The sequence below is a fragment of the Desulfovibrio sp. SGI.169 genome (genome assembly GCF_050313595.1).
Lineage (GTDB): Bacteria > Desulfobacterota > Desulfovibrionia > Desulfovibrionales > Desulfovibrionaceae > Desulfovibrio.
On record NZ_JBNPLS010000005.1, the window covers coordinates 20,476 to 40,097 of the forward strand.

Below are 19,622 nucleotides of genomic sequence, written 5' to 3' on the forward strand. Positions count from 1 at the left end.
ATCCGCCGTCGCCTCCCGCGCGGAGGCGTGGATTGAAACCGCACTACGGCAGGCGGAGCAGTGTACGCCACAGTCGCCTCCCGCGCGGAGGCGTGGATTGAAACACTGAGGCCACTATGTTCGTTACACATGGTCCTTGTCGCCTCCCGCGCGGAGGCGTGGATTGAAACAACATCAGACCGACACCATTGTTTCCGCCACCCTGTCGCCTCCCGCGCGGAGGCGTGGATTGAAACCAACGCGTAACGTAATTCGCTAGCCAAGTTGTAGTCGCCTCCCGCGCGGAGGCGTGGATTGAAACATGAAAGGTCGGCTAGGTATGCGGTCAGTGCCATAGTGTCGCCTCCCGCGCGGAGGCGTGGATTGAAACTAGAAAGATCTGCTGTAAAAGGATCATCGCTAGTGTCGCCTCCCGCGCGGAGGCGTGGATTGAAACGTGCAGGTCAGTGCTAGCTATAAAATGCTTGCCAAAGTCGCCTCCCGCGCGGAGGCGTGGATTGAAACCAGCCCTTGGGAGCCTCAGCACCTTCGGCCTCCATGTCGCCTCCCGCGCGGAGGCGTGGATTGAAACATTATCAATGGCAATATCAATCCCACCATCAGCAAGTCGCCTCCCGCGCGGAGGCGTGGATTGAAACCGAACACTTTGTTATTCAGCAACGCAATAGCACTAGTCGCCTCCCGCGCGGAGGCGTGGATTGAAACATCTGCATATGTCAATGTGACGAAGATAGACTCGTGTCGCCTCCCGCGCGGAGGCGTGGATTGAAACTTTTGCGGCTCTCATGGCCTCAATCGCTTTTTGAGCGTCGCCTCCCGCGCGGAGGCGTGGATTGAAACCAGTATATGGTAACATAAGGCTTGTCGTCATAAGGGTCGCCTCCCGCGCGGAGGCGTGGATTGAAACTTCAGCGCCGCCGTCAAGTGCCTTTATACTGCGTAAGTCGCCTCCCGCGCGGAGGCGTGGATTGAAACGCACTTTCAAGCGCATAACGCAGTTCGCTTGCCAAGTCGCCTCCCGCGCGGAGGCGTGGATTGAAACAACCTGGATCTGGTACTACGGGCGAGCCTCAGAAATGTCGCCTCCCGCGCGGAGGCGTGGATTGAAACGTTGGTAACTTCTGCGCCGACAGCCGCATACGCAATCGTCGCCTCCCGCGCGGAGGCGTGGATTGAAACAAGAATACGCTTGTAGCTGGCGCTGGAGCTGGATCTGTCGCCTCCCGCGCGGAGGCGTGGATTGAAACCTGCATACTTCAGTGTCGCCATGCTGGCGAATTGTGTCGCCTCCCGCGCGGAGGCGTGGATTGAAACACGAGGTGATAAGCGCCTTGTTGCGTACCCAGCGCGTCGCCTCCCGCGCGGAGGCGTGGATTGAAACATGCAGGTCAGTGCTAGCTATAAAATGCTTGCCAGTCGCCTCCCGCGCGGAGGCGTGGATTGAAACAGCAGTCTTGGGGAGAATACCCTTCCAGCCCTTGTCGCCTCCCGCGCGGAGGCGTGGATTGAAACTTTTGACCAGCAGAATTTCGCGGACAGCGCCATTGTCGCCTCCCGCGCGGAGGCGTGGATTGAAACGGCTCCGGCTCCGGCTAACCAAAAAGGGACATGTCGTCGCCTCCCGCGCGGAGGCGTGGATTGAAACAGATCAGTGTGCAGTCTTATTGGGGCAGCTCAGGGCGTCGCCTCCCGCGCGGAGGCGTGGATTGAAACACGGCGTATTTCCGCGCAAAGATTACACGCCTGGCGTCGCCTCCCGCGCGGAGGCGTGGATTGAAACTCTCGCGGTTTCCTACTGATCCACCGTGCCGTGCGTCGCCTCCCGCGCGGAGGCGTGGATTGAAACATAGCCTTCAAAGGGGACGGGCGTGGGAGCATATGGTCGCCTCCCGCGCGGAGGCGTGGATTGAAACGCGGATGCTATATGCATCCTTGACACTGGCGAGAGGTCGCCTCCCGCGCGGAGGCGTGGATTGAAACTTCTTTGGCCGTAGCGACAAGCCCAAGGCGCTGCCCGTCGCCTCCCGCGCGGAGGCGTGGATTGAAACAAGTGCATCCGGGCATTTTGAATGGGCAGCTCTGGGGTCGCCTCCCGCGCGGAGGCGTGGATTGAAACAGCCATGAGCGGACTACGCGGCCTTTTCCGTCATGTCGCCTCCCGCGCGGAGGCGTGGATTGAAACGTATTTGATGGCGTATTCACCAGATGGTTTCCGCTCGTCGCCTCCCGCGCGGAGGCGTGGATTGAAACTCGACCTGAAAATAAATCAGCCAGAAAATACCCCGGTCGCCTCCCGCGCGGAGGCGTGGATTGAAACAGCCAAGTCGCCCTTTCCGGCACTCGGTTCCAGCAGTCGCCTCCCGCGCGGAGGCGTGGATTGAAACGCGGATGCTATATGCATCCTTGACACTGGCGAGAGGTCGCCTCCCGCGCGGAGGCGTGGATTGAAACGCGGTTTGTGGCTACTCCGGCCCGTGGGCCTCGTGTCGCCTCCCGCGCGGAGGCGTGGATTGAAACGGCTCATCCGTTGGAACGCCACTTACGGCGAATAAGCGTCGCCTCCCGCGCGGAGGCGTGGATTGAAACCGTCCCGCGACCGTTTGCAGCCGTCGCACGCTGTCGTCGCCTCCCGCGCGGAGGCGTGGATTGAAACCCATGAGGTCATGCGCTTGTGGCAGGCCGCGCGGGTCGCCTCCCGCGCGGAGGCGTGGATTGAAACGAGGCGCTCTACGCCGGTCAGGTCACCTGTTCGGACGCGTCGCCTCCCGCGCGGAGGCGTGGATTGAAACATGGATTATGCGCTGGAGCGTCTGGAAAACCAGCCGTCGCCTCCCGCGCGGAGGCGTGGATTGAAACGTGCTGCCCGGAGTGCGGCGAGGACGCCCTGATCGGTCGCCTCCCGCGCGGAGGCGTGGATTGAAACGATCCCAAGGGCGGCCCGTGGGAAAGCCAGATGACCAGTCGCCTCCCGCGCGGAGGCGTGGATTGAAACGCCGCAAGCAAAATCCTGGCAGGAGCGGGAGGACGTCGCCTCCCGCGCGGAGGCGTGGATTGAAACAGGGAGTTGGGCCGCGTGCCTGGCATGTGCTGGTAGTCGCCTCCCGCGCGGAGGCGTGGATTGAAACTGCTGACTGGTATTTTGTGACCTGGGATGGCGTTGTCGCCTCCCGCGCGGAGGCGTGGATTGAAACGGCTATGCCGCGACTGTTTGCCGAGGATTTGAAGAGTCGCCTCCCGCGCGGAGGCGTGGATTGAAACGACTGGTTGCGGGACAGCGGCTATCTGCACAAGGGTCGCCTCCCGCGCGGAGGCGTGGATTGAAACTTGCTCACCGGCGTTTTGGCAAGACGGTGCTGGTGTCGCCTCCCGCGCGGAGGCGTGGATTGAAACTTGCGGTTGCCCGTCATCGGCCACATCACCGACGTCGCCTCCCGCGCGGAGGCGTGGATTGAAACGCCTGGGCAATGGGTGCCTCCATGACGCTCTTGGTCGCCTCCCGCGCGGAGGCGTGGATTGAAACGCATGTACGGGCTTGGGTCGCTAGGGTAAACCTTCGTCGCCTCCCGCGCGGAGGCGTGGATTGAAACCCCAGAAGGAAGGGGCAGACCACGCAGCCGAGGCGTCGCCTCCCGCGCGGAGGCGTGGATTGAAACGCCCATGGCAGCACTGACCGCATCAGTTGCCAGGGTCGCCTCCCGCGCGGAGGCGTGGATTGAAACCTGCTGCTTGGCCTGTATTTCCGTGGCTGTGATTGTCGCCTCCCGCGCGGAGGCGTGGATTGAAACCTTGCCATCCTTGCCATAAATGGTCGAGCCATCAGGGTCGCCTCCCGCGCGGAGGCGTGGATTGAAACTGGATACCGACGCCCTGGCCAAGGGATATCTGGAGTCGCCTCCCGCGCGGAGGCGTGGATTGAAACTGCAAAACGGCGGCCTTTGTGGCTTGGTCGGCGGGTCGCCTCCCGCGCGGAGGCGTGGATTGAAACATGGATAGAGGATATATCAAAATTTGGCGGAAAGCGTCGCCTCCCGCGCGGAGGCGTGGATTGAAACTAAGGATGAACAGAAAGACTTTGCGGTAGTTCTGGGTCGCCTCCCGCGCGGAGGCGTGGATTGAAACCCGCAGGGTCCACAATATCGGATGAGGGCCACGGTCGCCTCCCGCGCGGAGGCGTGGATTGAAACCTGGCAAAATTGCAAATGAATCATTCGCCGTTTGGTCGCCTCCCGCGCGGAGGCGTGGATTGAAACATGCGGCGGGCGGGCTTTGTCGTCAAGCCTTGCCGGTCGCCTCCCGCGCGGAGGCGTGGATTGAAACGGCCTCCTCCGGGCTGGCCGCGCCGTAAGCCCGCATCGTCGCCTCCCGCGCGGAGGCGTGGATTGAAACTGAGTCCAGATACCCACGGTATAGGTATACGCCATGGCGTCGCCTCCCGCGCGGAGGCGCAGGGCTGACGCATCTAAAAAAAGTCTTACCTTTATGGGATGAAAAATATTTGCCATGAAATATTCTCGGCTTTAGGCGAGATCCCAGATCCCAGGCGTGACAGGACAAAAATATATCCTATTGAACTCATTTTATTTATTGCCCTCTGTACTTTTCTCACAGGCGGGAGGAGTTTTTATGAAATGGAACTGTTTGCAAAAACACGCAGGAACTGGTTAAAAAAGATGATCCATATGACCAGCATACCCAGTCACGACACATTTAACCGCATTTTCCAGTCAATAACTCCTGAAAATTTCACTGATTTCCTGATCAATATCACTAAACGGCTGCGCAAAGAAATTAGCGGGGAGATAGTGGCGTTTGATGGAAAGACGCATTGTGGGACGGCTTCTGAAAATATCACACCCTTGCATATGCTCAATGCCTGGGCCGTACAAAATCGCCTTGTGCTTGGGCAGCTGGCAGTGCCTGAAAAAAGCAATGAAATTACGGCAATGCCACAACTAATGGACATTCTTGACTTTCAAGACTGTATTGTGACTTCGGACGCGCTAAATTGCCAAAAGAATATTGCCGGAAAGGCAATCGAAAAAAAAGCCGATTATGTACTTGCCATAAAAGGCAACCATTCAGAAATATACGATGAAGTCAAACTTTTTATGGATAATTTAGCACGAAACACGGCTCCGGCTATTGAAACAGATTATGAAAAGGCTCATGGACGCATAGAGCAAAGAAGATTTTTGTTAAGCACAGAAATTGACTGGCTTGAAACTAAAGATGAGTGGCGTGACCTCAAAAGCTTTTGCATGGTGGAGAGATAAGGCGAGGGGAGGCGCCCAGAGTATAACACGACGTTATTACATAAGCAGCCTTTGTGAGATTGGCAAAGCTGCTGAAGCGATACGCGGTCATTGGGGAGTTGAGAATGAATTTCATTGGTGTCTGGATGTAGTTTTTGATGAAGATAAAAGTCGTGCGCGTACACGTAATGCAGCGAAAAATTTAGGTATTTTACGTGGGGTCGCAATGAATTTGTTAAAAAATAATCCAGAGAAAACAAGCTTAAAAGGAAAAATGTATCAGGCTTCCATGTCTCTATCTTATCTTAAAAAATTGCTTAAAATCTAGATGCGTCAGCCCTGGCGGCCAGCGGCTTCAGGCTTGCGCCCCCGCGCTTTTTGGGCAATACTGTCCCCCCGAATCCACAAGGGGGCTCTACCATGCAGAAGGTCAAAAAAGTCGTGCTCGCCTACTCCGGCGGGCTGGATACTTCCGTTATTCTCAAATGGCTGATCACCGCCTACCAGTGCGAAGTGATCACCGTCACCGCTGATCTGGGCCAGCCCGAAGATCTTTCCGGCGTGGAAGAAAAAGCGCTGAAAACCGGCGCCTCCAAAGCCTATGTGCTGGATCTGCGCGAAGAAATGGCCCGCGACTTCGTTTTTCCCATGATGCGCGGCGCGGCCCGCTATGAAAACCGTTACATGCTGGGCACCTCCATCGCCCGCCCCTGCATCACCAAGGCCCTCATCGACATAGCCCGCAAAGAGGGCGCGGACGCCATCGCGCACGGCGCCACGGGCAAGGGCAACGATCAGGTGCGTTTTGAATTTTCCGCCAAGGCCCTGGCCCCGGATATCCGGGTCATTGCGCCCTGGCGCGAGTGGGATCTCATGTCCCGCACGGCGCTGACCGCCTTTGCCGAAAAACACGGCATCTTCATTTCCAGTGAGGCCAAGCGCTACAGCATGGACGCCAACATGCTGCACACCTCCTTTGAGGGCAGCGAACTGGAAAACCCCGGCAACGCGCCGCATGAAAGCTGCCACGACCGCTGCACGCCCGTGGAACAGGCCCCGAACGAGCCGCAAACCATTGAGGTGGGCTTTGAGGCCGGCAACCCCGTTGCCGTCAATGGCGAAAAAATGTCGCCCTACGCCGTCATCAAAACCCTGGCCGACCTGGCGGGCAGGCACGGCATCGGTCGCGACGACATGGTTGAAAACCGCTATGTGGGCATGAAGTGCCGCGGCGTGTACGAAAACCCGGCGGGCGCCCTGCTCTTCGCCCTGCACCGCGACCTGGAGGGCATCTGCATGGACCGCGAGCTGCTCGCCATTCGCGACATGCTGGCCGTGCCCTATTCCCACGCCGTTTACAACGGCTACTGGTTCTCGCCCGAACGCGAGGCCATGCAGGCATTTTTTGACAAGTCGCAAGAAACCGTCACCGGCGTCGTGCGCGCCAAGCTCTACAAGGGCGGCGTCTGGCCTCTGGCCCGCACCTCTCCCTGCTCGCTCTTCTCCGAAGATCTGGCCACGTTCGAGGGCGGAGACTACGACCACAAGGACGCGGCGGGCTTCATCCGCCTCAACGGCCTGCGCCTGGGCATGTACGCCGCCATCAGGGACAGACTCAAAAAATAGCCCCGCCCGAACGCGCATCCAAGGCCCCGCTCCCGCTTCGGCAAGGGCGGGGCCTTTTTATAACCATGAGGAAGAGATGATGAAAACAAATCAGAGCTGGGGCGGTCGCTTTGCCGAAGGCCCCAGAGAAGCCGTGGCCCGTTATACGGACTCTCAGAGCTATGACCGGGCGCTCTTTGCCCAGGATATTCGCGCCTCCCAGGCCCACGCCCGCATGCTGGGCCGTCAGGGCGTCATCACGTCCGACGAGGCCCGGATTCTGGTTGAAGGGCTGGACACGGTGCGCGCGGAGATCGAATCCGGCTCTTTTGTCTGGAAGCCCGAGCTGGAAGACGTGCACATGAACATCGAAGCCCGCCTTACCGAGCTGACCGGCGACGTGGGCAAAAAACTGCACACAGGCCGCAGCCGCAATGATCAGGTGGGGCTGAGCTTCCGCCTCTTTGTGGCTGACAGGCTGGAGGTCTGGCGTCAATGCGCCGCCGGGCTCTGCGCCGCTCTGCTCAGACGCGCGGCCGGGCATCAGGCGGACATCCTGCCCGGCTGCACCCATTTGCAGCCCGCCCAACCCGTGAGCCTGGCCCACCATCTGCTGGCCTACGCCTGGATGTTCCGGCGCGACGCCCTGCGCCTGAAAGATACCCTCAAGCGGGTGCGCGTCTCGCCGCTGGGCGCGGCGGCCCTGGCCGGCACAACCTATCCGCTGGACCCGCAGGGCGTGGCCCGTGAGGTGGGCTTTTCCGAAATTTACGGCAATTCCATGGACGCCGTGTCGGATCGTGATTTCGTTCTGGAAGCCCTGTTCGGCGCTTCCACAATTATGATGCATCTCTCCCGCCTTTGTGAAGAAATCATTCTCTGGGCCAATCCGGCCTTCGGCTTTGTGAGGCTGCCCGATGGCTATGCCACAGGCTCTTCCATCATGCCGCAGAAAAAAAACCCGGATGTGGCCGAACTGATGCGCGGCAAGACCGGTCGGGTTTACGGGGCCCTCACGGGCCTGCTCACGACCATGAAGGGCCTGCCCCTGGCCTATAACCGCGACATGCAGGAAGACAAGGAAGGCTTTCTGGATGCCGACCGTACGGTGGAGTCTTCCCTGCGGCTCATGACGGGCATGCTGGAAGAGCTGACCTTCCGCACGGATCGCATGCGCGAGGCCTGCAAGGCGGGCTTTCTCAACGCTACGGAGCTGGCGGATTATCTGGTGGGCAAGGGTTTGCCCTTCCGCGAGGCCCATCACGTTACCGGCCAGGCCGTGGCCGCCGCCGAACGTGAAGGCAAGGGGCTGGAAGACCTCTCCCTGCCGGAATTGCGGGCCCTGGAACCGCGCATCGACGGAGGGGTTTACGAGGTGCTTGACTATGCCGCCGCCGTGCGGCGGCGTGAAACGCCGGGCGGCACAGGCCCGCGCTCGGTGGCGCGCCAGATGGAACAGCTCGGACAATGGCTGGAGAATTGGGAGGAGGCGTGAGCGCGGCCCTCCCCGCAAGACCGCGGGCCGGGCACTCCCCAAAGCGAATAGGCCAGGCGGAAATCCATGAATTCGGGCCGCTTCGACGCCGCTTGCGCGGCTTGCGCTCTTGTTTATAATGGCCGCAGGCGCGACGGCCCGCCGGCGGACATGGGTTTGCCGCCGGGGGCATGCGCGGCTCGAAAGCGAAGGCCGACGCCCATTGGCCGCTCAACGCGCGTTGGCGCGAATGTTCCGCCCAAGCAAAGCATGAGGAAACGCCATGCCTGATCCCCAACTGCCGGAACTGACCCTGGACGCCCCTTCCCCGGCATGCTGGCCGGAATGGGCGGAAGACGCGCGCCTGGACGACGACCTGGCGGCCTCGGCCTATGAGGGCACGCCGCCTTCCTGCCGGGCGGCGCTGAAAACCGGTCTGGCTCTGGCGCATATGCATTTCGGCCAGAGCCCCGGCTGTCTGCGCGAAGACCGCCGGGATTCCCACCTGGGCTTCTGGCGGCACACGGCCTCTTTTCCCGCGCCCTGGAGCGTGCTGGCCTTTACGCCAGAATACGCGGCGGCGGCTCGGCTGACGGCGGCCTGCGCCCCCGCCCTTCTGGCCGGCGTGCCGCTGGTGGGCGCGGTCTGTGTGGGCGGCGCGCCCCACCGCGCCGCTCTGGTCAGTCTGGAACTCAGCGGCGTGGAGGACATTTTCACCCTGGATGAAGCCGGCCTCTGCGCCCTGCTTGAAGAGTGCCAGCCCGGTCCGGGCCGGCTTGTTCTGCTGCACGGAGGAGAGCTGGACAACGTGGCGCGCGCGGCCCGCGCGCTGGGCCTGCCCTGTTATGAAGAACGCCGCGCCCCGGTTCTGGTTCTGCCCGAACCCGACGCCTTTGATCTGGACATTCTGGCCTTTGCCCAGGGCGACGCGCTGAAACAGGCCCTGGAAGCCGCGCGACCCGCCCCGCCGGCGGCCATCTATCTCAGGCCGGAGGCCGCGCGCGGCCACGGCTCTTTCAGCCATGTGGAAGCTCTGGTTCTTTCGCCCGGCTGCGAAGGCTTCTGGCTGCATGCCGGCCTGACGCCGGGCTTTTTTATGGTTTCGCGTCTGGCTTTTGGCCCGCTTCAGCCCCTTTCGCGTTAAACGCGCGGCGGGCGCGGCCCACGCGCTTCCGCGCGTCCGCCCTTGCGGGAGTTCGCAAAAAGCCGTACCACTCAGTGATAACGTCAGCCAGCCGGAGCCAGACATGCCCCCAGTCAGCGACATCCGCAACATTGGCATTATCGCCCATATTGATGCGGGCAAGACCACCCTTTCCGAGCGCATGCTTTTTTACAGCCGTAAAATCCACCGCATGGGCGAGGTGCACGACGGCGCGGCCACGATGGACTATTTGCCCGAAGAGCAGGAGCGCGGCATCACCATCACTTCGGCCTGCACCTCCTGCCAGTGGCGGGAACGGACGATCAACCTTATCGATACGCCCGGCCATGTGGATTTCACCATTGAGGTGGAACGCTCCCTGCGCGTGCTGGACGGAGCCGTGGGCGTGTTCTGCGCCGTGGGTGGAGTGGAGCCGCAGTCCGAAACGGTCTGGCGGCAATCCGAGCATTTCGGCGTGCCCAAGATCGCCTTTGTGAACAAGATGGATCGACCGGGCGCGGACTTCGGGGCCGTGCTGGAGGCCATGCGCCGTCGCCTCCAGGCCAACGCCGTGGCCGTGACCGCCCCCCTGGATCAGGGCGAGGCATTTTCCGGCGTGCTGGATCTGATCAGCTGCGAAAGCCTGACCTTTGACCCGGCGGATCAGGGGCGCACCGTGCTGCGCGTGCCTTTCAGCCCGCGCGAAGCCGCTCTGGCCGCGCCCTGGCGCGATACCCTGCTGGAAAAGCTGGCCGAAGCCGACGATACCTTTCTGGAACTCTGGATGGACGGCTCTTTCAGTCAGGAGGACATTCGCGCCGCCCTGCGCCGGGCCACGCTTTCCCGCGCGCTGACGCCCGTGCTCTGCGGTTCGGCCCTGCGCAACATGGGCGTGCAGCCCGTGCTGGACGCGGTCTGCGACTATCTGCCTTCGCCTCTGGATGTGGCCGCGCCCGTGGGGCGCGACGCCGAAGGACGGGAAGAAACGGTCAAGCCGGATCCGGAAGCGCCGCCCGTGGCCCTGGTTTTCAAGGTGCTGGTGGAAAACGGGCGCAAACTGTCCTTTTTGCGCCTTTACGCCGGGAGGATCAAGGAGGGCGACTCTCTGCGCAACGTGGCGCAAAGAAGCGACGACCGCGTGGGCCGCATCTTCCGCCTGCACGCCGACCGCCGCGAACAGCTCGAATCGGCCTCGGCTGGAGAAATAGCGGCTGTGGTGGGCCTGCGCGCGGCTCATACCGGCGAAACCTATACCGCGCGGGGCCGCGAGCTTGCGCTGGAATCCATCGAGGCGTACGCGCCAGTGCTCACCCTGGCTCTGGAACCGCGCAACGCCGATGAGGGCAAAACCCTGGACGAAGCTCTGGCCCGCTATGTGGAGGAAGACCCCACCATTCAGGTCAGCCTGGATGACGATTCGGGCACGCGCATGCTTTCCGGCATGGGAGAACTGCACCTGGATGTGCTGCTGGAGCGCATGCGCCGTGAATACGGCATCAGCCCGCGCGCCGGTCAGCCGCAGGTGGTGCTGCGCGAGACGGTGCGCAAAGAGGCCGGGGCCGAGGCCCTTTTTGACAGGGAGCTGGGCAAGGAGCGCCACCAGGGCGCCGTCTCCCTGCGTGTGACGCCCCTGCCCCGGCATGCGGGCAATCAGGTGAATGTGGGCGACTTTCTGCCCGCGGACCCGCAAGAGGCCCGCAAGCTTCTGCCCCCGCACCTGCTTCAGGCCGCGCTGGATGGCGTGCGCGACGGTCTGCAAAGCGGCGGGCTGACCGGCTGGCCGGTGGCGGATGTGGCCGTGACCCTGACCAGTGTGGAGCGGCGCGAGGGCCTGACCACAGCGCCGGGCTGCCACATGGCCGCCGGCCAGGCTTTGCGCGAGGCTCTGGCCAGGGCCGCGCCCGTGGCTCTGGAACCCATCATGAAAGTGGAAATCAATGTGCCCGACGACTTTCTGGGGCCGGCCATCAGCCTGTTCAACACCGCCGGCGGCAAGGTGGAAGACCTGGAGGACCATGCCGGACGCAAGCTGCTGCGCGGCACGGCGCCTCTGCGCCGCCTGTTCGGCTTTTCCACGTCCTTGCGCTCGGCCACGCAGGGCCGGGCCGGGCTGATGCTGGCCTTTGACCGCTTTGACCTGCCCTGAGGCCCATGCCCGCATCTCTGAAAAACAGCCTGCCCGCGCCGCGCGCCAAGAAAAGCCTGGGGCAGCACTTTCTGCGCCGGGAAGAGATTTGCGCGCGCATCGCCGCCCTGCTGCTGCCCCGGCCTGAGGATCGCGTGCTGGAAATCGGCCCCGGCCCCGGCGCGCTGACCAGGGCACTGGAGGGCGGGCCGCACGCCTGCCTGCTGCTGCTGGAAAAAGACCGCCATTGGGCGGCCGAGCGGCAACGCATGGCCGGGCCGCGCACCCAGGCCGTGCTGACCGACGCCCTGCGCTTTGACTGGAGACGCATCGAACCGGAGCGCCCCTGGAAAATCATCGGCAACCTGCCCTACAATGTGGCCTCGCCCCTGATCTGGGACATTGTCTCCCGATCCAGGGGCCTGAGCCGGGCCGTGTTCATGGTTCAGAAGGAAGTGGGGCAACGGCTGGCCGCCGCGCCCGGCAGCGGTCATTACGGCGCGCTCTCGGTCTGGGTGCAAAGCTACACCCGGCCGCGCCTGGAATTTGTGGTGGGGCCCGGCGCGTTCAGTCCGCCGCCCAAAGTGGATTCCGCCGTGCTGTCCTTTGAGCCGCTGCCGGCCCACTCTCTGCCCGACCGGCCCGACGCCCTGTCCCGCCTGCTGCGAATTTGCTTTCAACAGCGCCGCAAACAGTTGGGCGGCATCTTTCGCCGCGCGGGTCTGCCGAAGCTGGAAGCGGCTCTGGAACAGACGGGGCTGGCTTCCCATCTGCGGCCGGAAGCTCTGAGCAAGGAGGATTTTCGGCGTCTTGCCGCTTTTTTGCCGCCAAATCTTGACAAGCCGAACCAAAAAAGGTTGAGTTAAGCCCGCCGCCATAACGCTATTGTATCGAGAGTTCGCGCCACGGGCCTGCCGAAGCTGGAAGCGGCTCTGGAACAGACGGGGCTGGCTTCCCATCTGCGGCCGGAAGCTCTGAGCAAGGAGGATTTTCGGCGTCTTGCCGCTTTTTTGCCGCCAAATCTTGACAAGCCGAACCCAAAAAGGTTGAGTTAAGCCCGCCGCCATAACGCTATTGTATCGAGAGTTCGCGCCACGGGCCTGCCGCGCGCCTTTGCGGGCGGATACCGGGAAATCTGGCGTGTGATATCTTTTGGCAAATCTTCAGGAGGATATGATGACTAAAGCTGATCTGGTTGAAAAAATTGCCGCCAAGGCCAATCTGACCAAGGCCGCCGCCGAACGCGCGCTCAACGCTTTTCTGGCGTCCGTGGAAGATGCGCTGTGCAAGGAAGCCAAACTGACCCTCACCGGCTTCGGCACTTTCGCCGTGGAAAGCCGCAACGCCCGCCAGGGCCGCAACCCGCGCACCGGCGCCACCCTGACCATCCCCGCCTGCAAGATGGTCAAGTTCCGTCCCGGCAAAATGCTCAAAGACGCCCTGAATTAGAAGTCAGTCCACGGTTCGCATGAAATGACTTCCGCCGGGCGGGAGCCCGGCGCGGCGTGAAAAACGCCGTAACTGAGCCAAAAACCGCATTTTGGGACGAATGCGCTCCATAATCCGGCTCTTGGCCGAATTGCGAAATGACTTCCAGATAGTTTCAGCTTGAAAGGGGTCTGCCGGCAGCTCACGCTTGGTCGGCAGACCCCTTTCAAGCTGAGCATGCTTCGGATTCAGCCCGCATCAGGGCATTTCGCGCATGAAATGCCCTGCGGAAAAATCTCCCCTTCTACCGACAAGCAAAAAGCATGGCGTATTTTTTAATGAGGGAATTTGCCGGGTTGTGCTCGCGTGATAAAAAATACATTATATTTCAATATGTTGCTACAAAGCAAGGAAGGCTTTTTTTGCGCCCCTCATTGACAGAAGGGGAGTGTTTTGACTATTTCTAGACTCGCGGAAGCGCCCTTCGGGGCTTCATAGGGAATCCCGTTCAAATCGGGAGCGGACCCGCCGCCGTACGCCGAACTGATGCCGCTTTTCCCCGCGCGCCACTGGACTTGTGCCGGGAAGGCCGAAAAGCGAGCCGGCAAGCCGGAAGACCTGCTTTCGCACATCGTTTCCGAGGATGGATCATCGGCAACGGGGCTTTTGCCGACAGATCCGACAATGAGGATCAGACTCCTCCTCCGCCCTCCTCTTTGGGGGAGGTATTTTTACCGTACCAGCCCCCATGCCCGGAGTATTTCATGCCCGCCACCATCATTAAACGGGACGGCGCGTCCGCGCCCTTTGATTCCGTCAAGATTCTCAACGCCATCACCAAGGCCAATCAGGCCGTGGGCGGCGAGGACATGTCCCCCACCGATCTGCTCTTCGTCACGGAAAAAGTCTGCAAAAAGCTGGAAGAACGCAACCTCCGCCATGTGGAAGAAATTCAGGATGTGGTGGAGGAAAGCCTGATTCAGTACGATTACGCCAAAACCGCCAAGGCGTATATTCTCTACCGCGCCGAGCACGCCAAGATACGCAACGCGGAATCCTATCTCATGGACATTTACAAAAAGCTGACGTACTCCCCGGCCATCCGGGAGGACATCAAGCGGGAAAACGCCAATATCGACGGCGACACGGCAATGGGCACCATGCTCAAATACGGTTCCGAGGGGTCCAAGTTTTTTATCGACAACTACATTCTGCCCAAGGACGCCTCGGCCGCGCATGCCAACGGCGATATTCACATTCATGACAAAGATTTCTACATGCTCACGGAAACCTGCTGCCAGATCGACCTGATCCCGCTGTTCAAAAACGGTTTTTCCACCGGGCATGGCTATCTGCGCGAGCCCAATTCCATTGAAAGCTATTCAGCCCTGGCCTGCATCGCCATTCAGGCCAACCAGAATGAAATGCACGGCGGCCAGAGCGTGCCGCATTTTGATTTTGCCATGGCGCCCGGCGTGGCCAAAACCTACGCCAAGGAATACCGCAAGGCTTTCTGCGCCTGCCTGCGCATCGCGGGCGGCCTGGACGCCGCCTCGGCCGCAACGCTGACGGAGGAACTGCTGAAGGCCGCCGGCCTGCGCCCGACCGTCGCCATAGACCGGGCCGGGGCGGAGGCTCTGGCCCGCGCACTGGACGAGCGCGCGCCCGCGGAGTGGCGGGAGCTGGCCGGACGCGCCCATGCCTATGCCGCGGAGGAAGCTCTGGGCAATACAGACCGCCGCGTGTATCAGGCTATGGAAGCCCTGATTCACAATCTGAACACCATGAATTCCAGGGCAGGAGCACAGGTGCCGTTCAGCTCCATCAATTATGGCACGGATGTTTCCGTCGAGGGCCGCATGGTGGTGAAAAACCTGCTCCATGCCACCCAGGCTGGCCTGGGCAACGGCGAAACCTCCATTTTTCCGGTGCAGATTTTCAAGGTCAAGGAAGGGGTCAACTACAACCCCGGCGATCCCAATTACGATTTGTTCAAACTGGCCATGGAAACTTCGGCCAAGCGTCTTTTCCCCAATTTCAGCTTCATTGATGCGCCGTTCAACCTCCAGTATTACAAGAGCGGCGACTACAACAGTGAAGTGGCCTATATGGGCTGCCGCACGCGCGTGCTGGGCAACGTGCATGACCCGGAACGCCAGGTGACCTGCGGACGCGGAAATCTGAGCTTCACCTCCGTGAACCTGCCGCGCCTGGGTCTGGAGGCGCGGGGCGATGTGGAAAAATTTTACGCCCTGCTGGATGACAAGATTGATCTGGTGTTCCGCCAGTTGCTGCACCGGCTCAAAATTCAGAGCGCCAAAAAGGTGCGCAATTATCCCTTCCTCATGGGCAACGGCATCTGGCTGGATTCCGGCAAGCTGGACTGGGATGACAGCATCGGCGAGGTGCTCAAGCACGGCACCCTGACCGTGGGCTTTATCGGCCTGGCCGAGACGCTCAAGGCCCTGCTGGGCGCGCACCACGGCGAGAGCGGGGAGGCGCAGAAGCTGGGCCTGGAAATTGTCGGGCACATGCGCCGCCGCGCCGATGAAGAGGCGAAAAAGACCGGCCTGAATTTCTCGCTTATCGCCACCCCGGCGGAAAGCCTGAGCGGACGCTTCGTGGCGCTGGACCGTGAGCGCTACGGCAGCATTGCCGGCGTCACGGACCGCGACTACTACACCAATTCTTTCCATGTGCCGGTCTACTATCCCATCAAGGCTTTTAAAAAAATTCAGCTGGAAGCGCCCTACCATGCCATGACCAATGCCGGGCACATCACTTATGTGGAGCTGGACGGCGACACCTGCAGAAATCTTCAGGCCTTTGAGCGGATCATCCGTTACATGCATGACCAGGGCGTGGGCTACGGCTCCATCAATCACCCCCTGGATCGTGACCCCATCTGCGGCTATACGGGCGTCATCGGCGATGTCTGCCCGCGTTGCGGCCGCCGCGAGGGCGAGGGGGTGAGTCTGGAAAAGCTGCGGGAACTGCGCAGAAAATTTCCCCAGACCCCTAAATGGGAATGAGCGGACGGGGCGCGGCGGCTTCTTCATACACGGAAAACACTTCTGCTGTCAGAGAGTGGAACAAGGCACGCCAACCCGCGCATTGAACGGGAAAAAGCGGGTTTTCCCGTTTGCGCTTTGCGGACGGTCTTGCGAGGCAAGGCCGCGAACGCTGTAAGCGTTTCTGATATTCATCTGTGTTGAGACTGAAAAGGAGACTACGGCAATGCTGATGGAATCGCGTCTGTTTGAGGAGACGAAACTGAAACAGAAAATGGTGGGCCAGGGTGTGGGCTTTGAGCGCATCCGCCGGATTACCGGCTATCTGGTGGGCACCCTGGATCGCTTCAACAACGCCAAGCGCGCGGAGGAGCACGACCGGGTTCGGCATGCCTGAACGCGACCTTGTTTCCGCAATGCCGGAGCGGGCGCGCCTGCGTTTGTCCGGCATTGTGGAAGAATCCATTGTGGATGGGCCGGGCCTGCGCCTTGTGCTTTTTACCCAGGGCTGTCCACACGGCTGCAAGGGCTGCCATAATCCAGAAACGCACGACCCGGAGGGCGGTTTTGTCCGCCATGTGGAAGAAATTCTCGCGCAATACGACGAAAATCCGCTTTTGGACGGCGTCACGTTTTCCGGCGGCGAGCCCTTTCTCCAGGCCGGGGCGCTCTGTGCCGTGGCCGAGAAAGTCCGCGCCAGGGGCGGCGATGTGATCACCTATACCGGCTATACCTATGAGGCTCTGCTGGCGCGGACAGAACGCGGCGCTGAACCGGACGCGGCCCGCCTGCTGGAACTGACCGATCTGCTTGTCGACGGGCCGTATGTGGAGGCATTGCGGGATTTGGAATTGCCTTTCCGGGGCAGTTCCAATCAGCGCCTGCTGGACAGAAAGCAGCGGCGCGCGCTGGCCGCCGCAAAGGCATAAAAAACGCCGGAGAGGCAATGCCCTCCGGCGTCGGGAAGCGGGCCGTCCAGCCAGTGTCTAATCGCAAAGATTCTGCGCGGAATTTTTGCAGGATCGTTCGCGAAAAAACGTGGTTTTCGCTCACTCACGGCGGCTACGCCGCCGCAAAACCCTTGCGGGTTTTGTTGCGTCTACTTTTGCAAGCAGACGCTAGCCCTAGTTCTTGAAGGGTGAAATGGCCCGCAGGGTTTCAATGACGCCGGGGAAGTTTTCAATCACATACTCCACATCCTCTTCCGTGGTGTAACGGGAGAGAGAAAGGCGCACCGAGCCATGGGCGTAGTTGAAGGGCAGACCCATGGCCCTGAGCACATGCGAAGGCTCGAGACTGCCTGAAGTGCAGGCCGAACCGGAGCTGGCGCAGACGCCCAGGCGGTCGAGCATCAGCAGGATGGCCTCGCCCTCCACATTCTTGAATGCGATATTGCTGGTGTTGGGCAGGCGGTTTTCCATGTCGCCGTTGACCATACAGTCAGGAATGCGTTCCAGCAGGCCGTTTTCCAGCTTGTCGCGCAGCCGGGCCACATTGACGCGTTCTTCCTGCATGTGTTCGCTGGCCAGTTGGGCGGCCATGCCCAGCCCCACAATATAGGGCACGTTTTCCGTGCCCGCCCGCCGGCCACGTTCCTGATGGCCGCCGCGCATGAACGGACGGAAGCGCACGCCCTTGCGCACATAGAGCACGCCGATGCCCTTGGGCGCGTGAATCTTGTGACCGGACAGGGACAGCATGTCCACCGGCAGATGGCGCAGGTCGATGGGCGTTTTGCCCACGGCCTGCACCGCGTCGGTATGAAAGAGCACGCCGCGTTCCCTGGCCATTTCAGCCATGGTCTGGATGGGATAGATGTCGCCCACCTCGTTGTTGGCGAACATGATGGACACCAGCGCCGTGTCGTCGGACAGGGCCGCGGCGTATTCGTCCATATCCAGGCGGCCTTTGCCGTCCACGCCGAGCAGGGTCACATGATAGCCTTGGCGCTCCCAGTACTGAACCACATTGAGCACCGCCGGATGCTCCACGCGGGTGGTGATCAGGTGACGCTTTTCCGGCTGGGTCTGGATGGCGGACCAGATGGCCGTATTGTCGCTTTCCGAGCCGCAAGAGGTAAAAATAATCTCATCTGGATGCGCGCCCAGCAGGGCGGCCATGCGCTCGCGGGCCGTGTCCACGGCTTCGCCCACCTGGCCGCCGAAGCTGTGCATGCTGGAGGGGTTGCCGTACAGTTCGCCCAGATAGGGCAGCATGGCCGCGAGCACTTCCGGGGCCACGGCTGTGGTGGCGTTATTGTCGAGATAGATGGTTTTCATGGTTTACGCCTCCTCCACCACGATGTCGGACTCCACATGTTCGCGCAACAGACGCTCCACCAGATTGCGGATGGTCACCTCGCTGGAGCGGCACCGCGAACAGCGCCCGCGCAGGGAAACGGTCACCCGCTTGCCGTCCACATCCACCAGTTCTATGTCGCCGCCGTCGGCCGCGAGCTGGGGCCGAATTTCCTCGTCAATGGTCTTGAGCACCTGCTGCATGCGCTGCACATTGGTCATGCGCGGCTCGGGCCTCAGCTCGGTCAGCGGCTTCTGCTTGAGCTCGGCGGCGAGAATCTCTGAAATCTCGTTCAGGCATTCGCCACACGCGCCGCCGGCCTTGGTGTAGTTGGTGACCTCTTCCACGGTTTTCAGATTGTTTTCGCGGATGGCGCGGATAATCTGGGCGTCCGTGACGCCGAAGCATTTGCACACCAGCTTGCCCTCTTCGTGGGCGTGGGGCACGGGCGGTTCGCCTTTCCACTGGCGGATGGCCGCCTCCAGGGCTTCCTGACCCATGACGGAACAGTGCATCTTCTGCTTGGGCAGGCCGCCCAGGGCGTTGGCAATGTCCTTGTTGGTCAGCTTGAGCGCGTCGTCCACCTTCATGCCCTTGATCATGTCGGTGAGCACGGAGCTGGAAGCGATGGCGCTGGCGCAGCCGAAGGTCTCAAAGCCGGCCTTTTCGATGACGCCGTCAGCGCTGATTTTCAGATAGAGCTTGAGGGCGTCGCCGCAGGCCAGGCTGCCCACTTCGCCCACGGCGTTGGCGTCGGCCAGAGGGCCGGCGTTGTGCGGGTGCAGAAAATGATCATGCACGGCTTCGCTATAATTCCACATGATTGCCTCCTGAAGCGGAACGCTTTTCAGATTCTATGATTTCCTGAAGGGTGCGCTGGTGCAAAAAACCACGAATGTGGCTGTCCAGTTCTTTCCAGAAGCCGCGCGTGGAGCACTGGCCCTCACGCTGGCAGGGTCGCCCCTTGGTCAGACAGCGCACCGGCGCTATTTCACCCTCCAGATGCAAAAAAACGTCTTCCATATTGATTTCGGACGGGGCCTTGGCCAGCGCGTAGCCGCCGCCCGAACCGCGCACGGCGCGCAAGATATGCAGAGGCTTCAAGGCCCGGACAATCTGTTCCAGATAGCCGGAGGAGATGTTTTCCTCACGGGCCACCTGGCCCAGTTGCAGCAGACTGTCCCTGGGCTGGGCCGCCAGCCGCAGCAGAAAACGCAAACCGTAGCGGGTTCTGGTGGAAAAACGCATAAACAGCACCTCATTGCGCCGGGGCAGGAGCCCGGCA

At 61.3% G+C, this 19,622-nt stretch carries 14 protein-coding genes, 1 CRISPR repeat array and 1 riboswitch (1 of these 16 running past the window's edge); of the genes, 11 read left to right on the forward strand and 3 right to left on the reverse strand.

Translation table 11 applies throughout. The features are described 5' to 3' along the window. Positions 1-4,386: a CRISPR direct-repeat array (repeat unit 32 nt; unit sequence GTCGCCTCCCGCGCGGAGGCGTGGATTGAAAC); it begins 1,066 nt to the left of the window's first position. Positions 4,387-4,484: 98 nt separating this feature from the next. The 11 genes from ACQRA4_RS03930 (at position 4,485) to nrdG (ending at position 16,968) form a co-directional block, all read left to right on the forward strand. After that, entirely contained in the window at positions 4,485-5,273 is a 789-nt protein-coding gene (locus ACQRA4_RS03930; protein ID WP_427821784.1) for an ISAs1 family transposase, read from the forward strand. After that, the gene (locus ACQRA4_RS03935; RefSeq protein ID WP_427821785.1) at positions 5,230-5,580 is read left to right on the forward strand and encodes an ISAs1 family transposase; all 351 of its coding nucleotides are present in this window, start codon (positions 5,230-5,232) and stop codon (positions 5,578-5,580) included. The genes ACQRA4_RS03930 and ACQRA4_RS03935 overlap by 44 nt, the downstream gene beginning before the upstream one ends. Positions 5,581-5,672: 92 nt before the next feature. Then, entirely contained in the window at positions 5,673-6,878 is a 1,206-nt protein-coding gene (locus tag ACQRA4_RS03940; RefSeq protein WP_427821786.1) for an argininosuccinate synthase, read from the forward strand. Between the two features lie 79 nt (positions 6,879-6,957). Further along, entirely contained in the window at positions 6,958-8,352 is a 1,395-nt protein-coding gene (gene argH / locus ACQRA4_RS03945) for an argininosuccinate lyase (RefSeq protein ID WP_427821899.1), read from the forward strand. Between the two features lie 262 nt (positions 8,353-8,614). Further along, entirely contained in the window at positions 8,615-9,475 is an 861-nt protein-coding gene (locus tag ACQRA4_RS03950; protein WP_427821787.1) for a hypothetical protein, read from the forward strand. Positions 9,476-9,578: 103 nt separating this feature from the next. After that, positions 9,579-11,621 (forward strand): elongation factor G, encoded by a 2,043-nt coding sequence (fusA, locus tag ACQRA4_RS03955; RefSeq protein ID WP_427821788.1) that lies wholly within the window; start codon positions 9,579-9,581, stop codon positions 11,619-11,621. Positions 11,622-11,626: 5 nt separating this feature from the next. Then, positions 11,627-12,466 carry a 16S rRNA (adenine(1518)-N(6)/adenine(1519)-N(6))-dimethyltransferase RsmA gene (rsmA, locus tag ACQRA4_RS03960; protein ID WP_427821789.1) on the forward strand — a complete coding sequence of 280 codons (840 nt, stop codon included), beginning with the start codon at positions 11,627-11,629 and terminating at the stop codon, positions 12,464-12,466. Positions 12,467-12,776: 310 nt separating this feature from the next. After that, positions 12,777-13,049, forward strand: a complete 273-nt coding sequence (locus tag ACQRA4_RS03965) for an HU family DNA-binding protein (protein WP_427821900.1) — start codon at positions 12,777-12,779, stop codon at positions 13,047-13,049. A gap of 437 nt (positions 13,050-13,486) precedes the next feature. Next, positions 13,487-13,668, forward strand: a riboswitch (cobalamin riboswitch). A gap of 124 nt (positions 13,669-13,792) precedes the next feature. Then, a complete protein-coding gene (locus tag ACQRA4_RS03970; protein ID WP_427821790.1) occupies positions 13,793-16,060 on the forward strand; it encodes an anaerobic ribonucleoside triphosphate reductase in 2,268 nt (755 codons plus the stop codon). A 205-nt stretch (positions 16,061-16,265) separates the two neighbouring features. Continuing rightward, the gene (gene nrdD, locus ACQRA4_RS03975; protein ID WP_427821791.1) at positions 16,266-16,436 is read left to right on the forward strand and encodes an anaerobic ribonucleoside-triphosphate reductase; all 171 of its coding nucleotides are present in this window, start codon (positions 16,266-16,268) and stop codon (positions 16,434-16,436) included. Then, a complete protein-coding gene (gene nrdG / locus ACQRA4_RS03980; protein ID WP_427821792.1) occupies positions 16,429-16,968 on the forward strand; it encodes an anaerobic ribonucleoside-triphosphate reductase activating protein in 540 nt (179 codons plus the stop codon). Before nrdD ends, nrdG begins: the two co-directional genes overlap by 8 nt. Before the next feature lie 195 nt (positions 16,969-17,163). Here nrdG and nifS read toward each other — a convergent pair whose 3' ends face one another. The 3 genes from nifS to ACQRA4_RS03995 are packed head-to-tail and all read right to left on the reverse strand — an operon-like array spanning position 17,164 to position 19,585. Next, a complete protein-coding gene (nifS, locus tag ACQRA4_RS03985) occupies positions 17,164-18,318 on the reverse strand; it encodes a cysteine desulfurase NifS (RefSeq protein ID WP_427821793.1) in 1,155 nt (384 codons plus the stop codon). A gap of 3 nt (positions 18,319-18,321) precedes the next feature. Further along, positions 18,322-19,158 (reverse strand): Fe-S cluster assembly protein NifU, encoded by an 837-nt coding sequence (gene nifU / locus ACQRA4_RS03990; RefSeq protein ID WP_427821794.1) that lies wholly within the window; start codon positions 19,156-19,158, stop codon positions 18,322-18,324. Next, a complete protein-coding gene (locus ACQRA4_RS03995) occupies positions 19,145-19,585 on the reverse strand; it encodes an RrF2 family transcriptional regulator (protein ID WP_427821795.1) in 441 nt (146 codons plus the stop codon). The genes nifU and ACQRA4_RS03995 overlap by 14 nt, the downstream gene beginning before the upstream one ends. Positions 19,586-19,622 lie beyond the last annotated feature (37 nt).

Bases quoted from the DNA above. Each gene is read 5' to 3' on its own strand.
- ACQRA4_RS03930 (WP_427821784.1), top strand. From the start codon at position 4,485: ATGAAAAATATTTGCCATGAAATATTCTCGGCTTTAGGCGAGATCCCA.
- ACQRA4_RS03935 (WP_427821785.1), top strand. From the start codon at position 5,230: ATGAGTGGCGTGACCTCAAAAGCTTTTGCATGGTGGAGAGATAAGGCG.
- ACQRA4_RS03940 (WP_427821786.1), top strand. From the start codon at position 5,673: ATGCAGAAGGTCAAAAAAGTCGTGCTCGCCTACTCCGGCGGGCTGGAT.
- argH (WP_427821899.1), top strand. From the start codon at position 6,958: ATGAAAACAAATCAGAGCTGGGGCGGTCGCTTTGCCGAAGGCCCCAGA.
- ACQRA4_RS03950 (WP_427821787.1), top strand. From the start codon at position 8,615: ATGCCTGATCCCCAACTGCCGGAACTGACCCTGGACGCCCCTTCCCCG.
- fusA (WP_427821788.1), top strand. From the start codon at position 9,579: ATGCCCCCAGTCAGCGACATCCGCAACATTGGCATTATCGCCCATATT.
- rsmA (WP_427821789.1), top strand. From the start codon at position 11,627: ATGCCCGCATCTCTGAAAAACAGCCTGCCCGCGCCGCGCGCCAAGAAA.
- ACQRA4_RS03965 (WP_427821900.1), top strand. From the start codon at position 12,777: ATGACTAAAGCTGATCTGGTTGAAAAAATTGCCGCCAAGGCCAATCTG.
- ACQRA4_RS03970 (WP_427821790.1), top strand. From the start codon at position 13,793: ATGCCCGCCACCATCATTAAACGGGACGGCGCGTCCGCGCCCTTTGAT.
- nrdD (WP_427821791.1), top strand. From the start codon at position 16,266: ATGCTGATGGAATCGCGTCTGTTTGAGGAGACGAAACTGAAACAGAAA.
- nrdG (WP_427821792.1), top strand. From the start codon at position 16,429: ATGCCTGAACGCGACCTTGTTTCCGCAATGCCGGAGCGGGCGCGCCTG.
- nifS (WP_427821793.1), bottom strand. From the start codon at position 18,318: ATGAAAACCATCTATCTCGACAATAACGCCACCACAGCCGTGGCCCCG.
- nifU (WP_427821794.1), bottom strand. From the start codon at position 19,158: ATGTGGAATTATAGCGAAGCCGTGCATGATCATTTTCTGCACCCGCAC.
- ACQRA4_RS03995 (WP_427821795.1), bottom strand. From the start codon at position 19,585: ATGCGTTTTTCCACCAGAACCCGCTACGGTTTGCGTTTTCTGCTGCGG.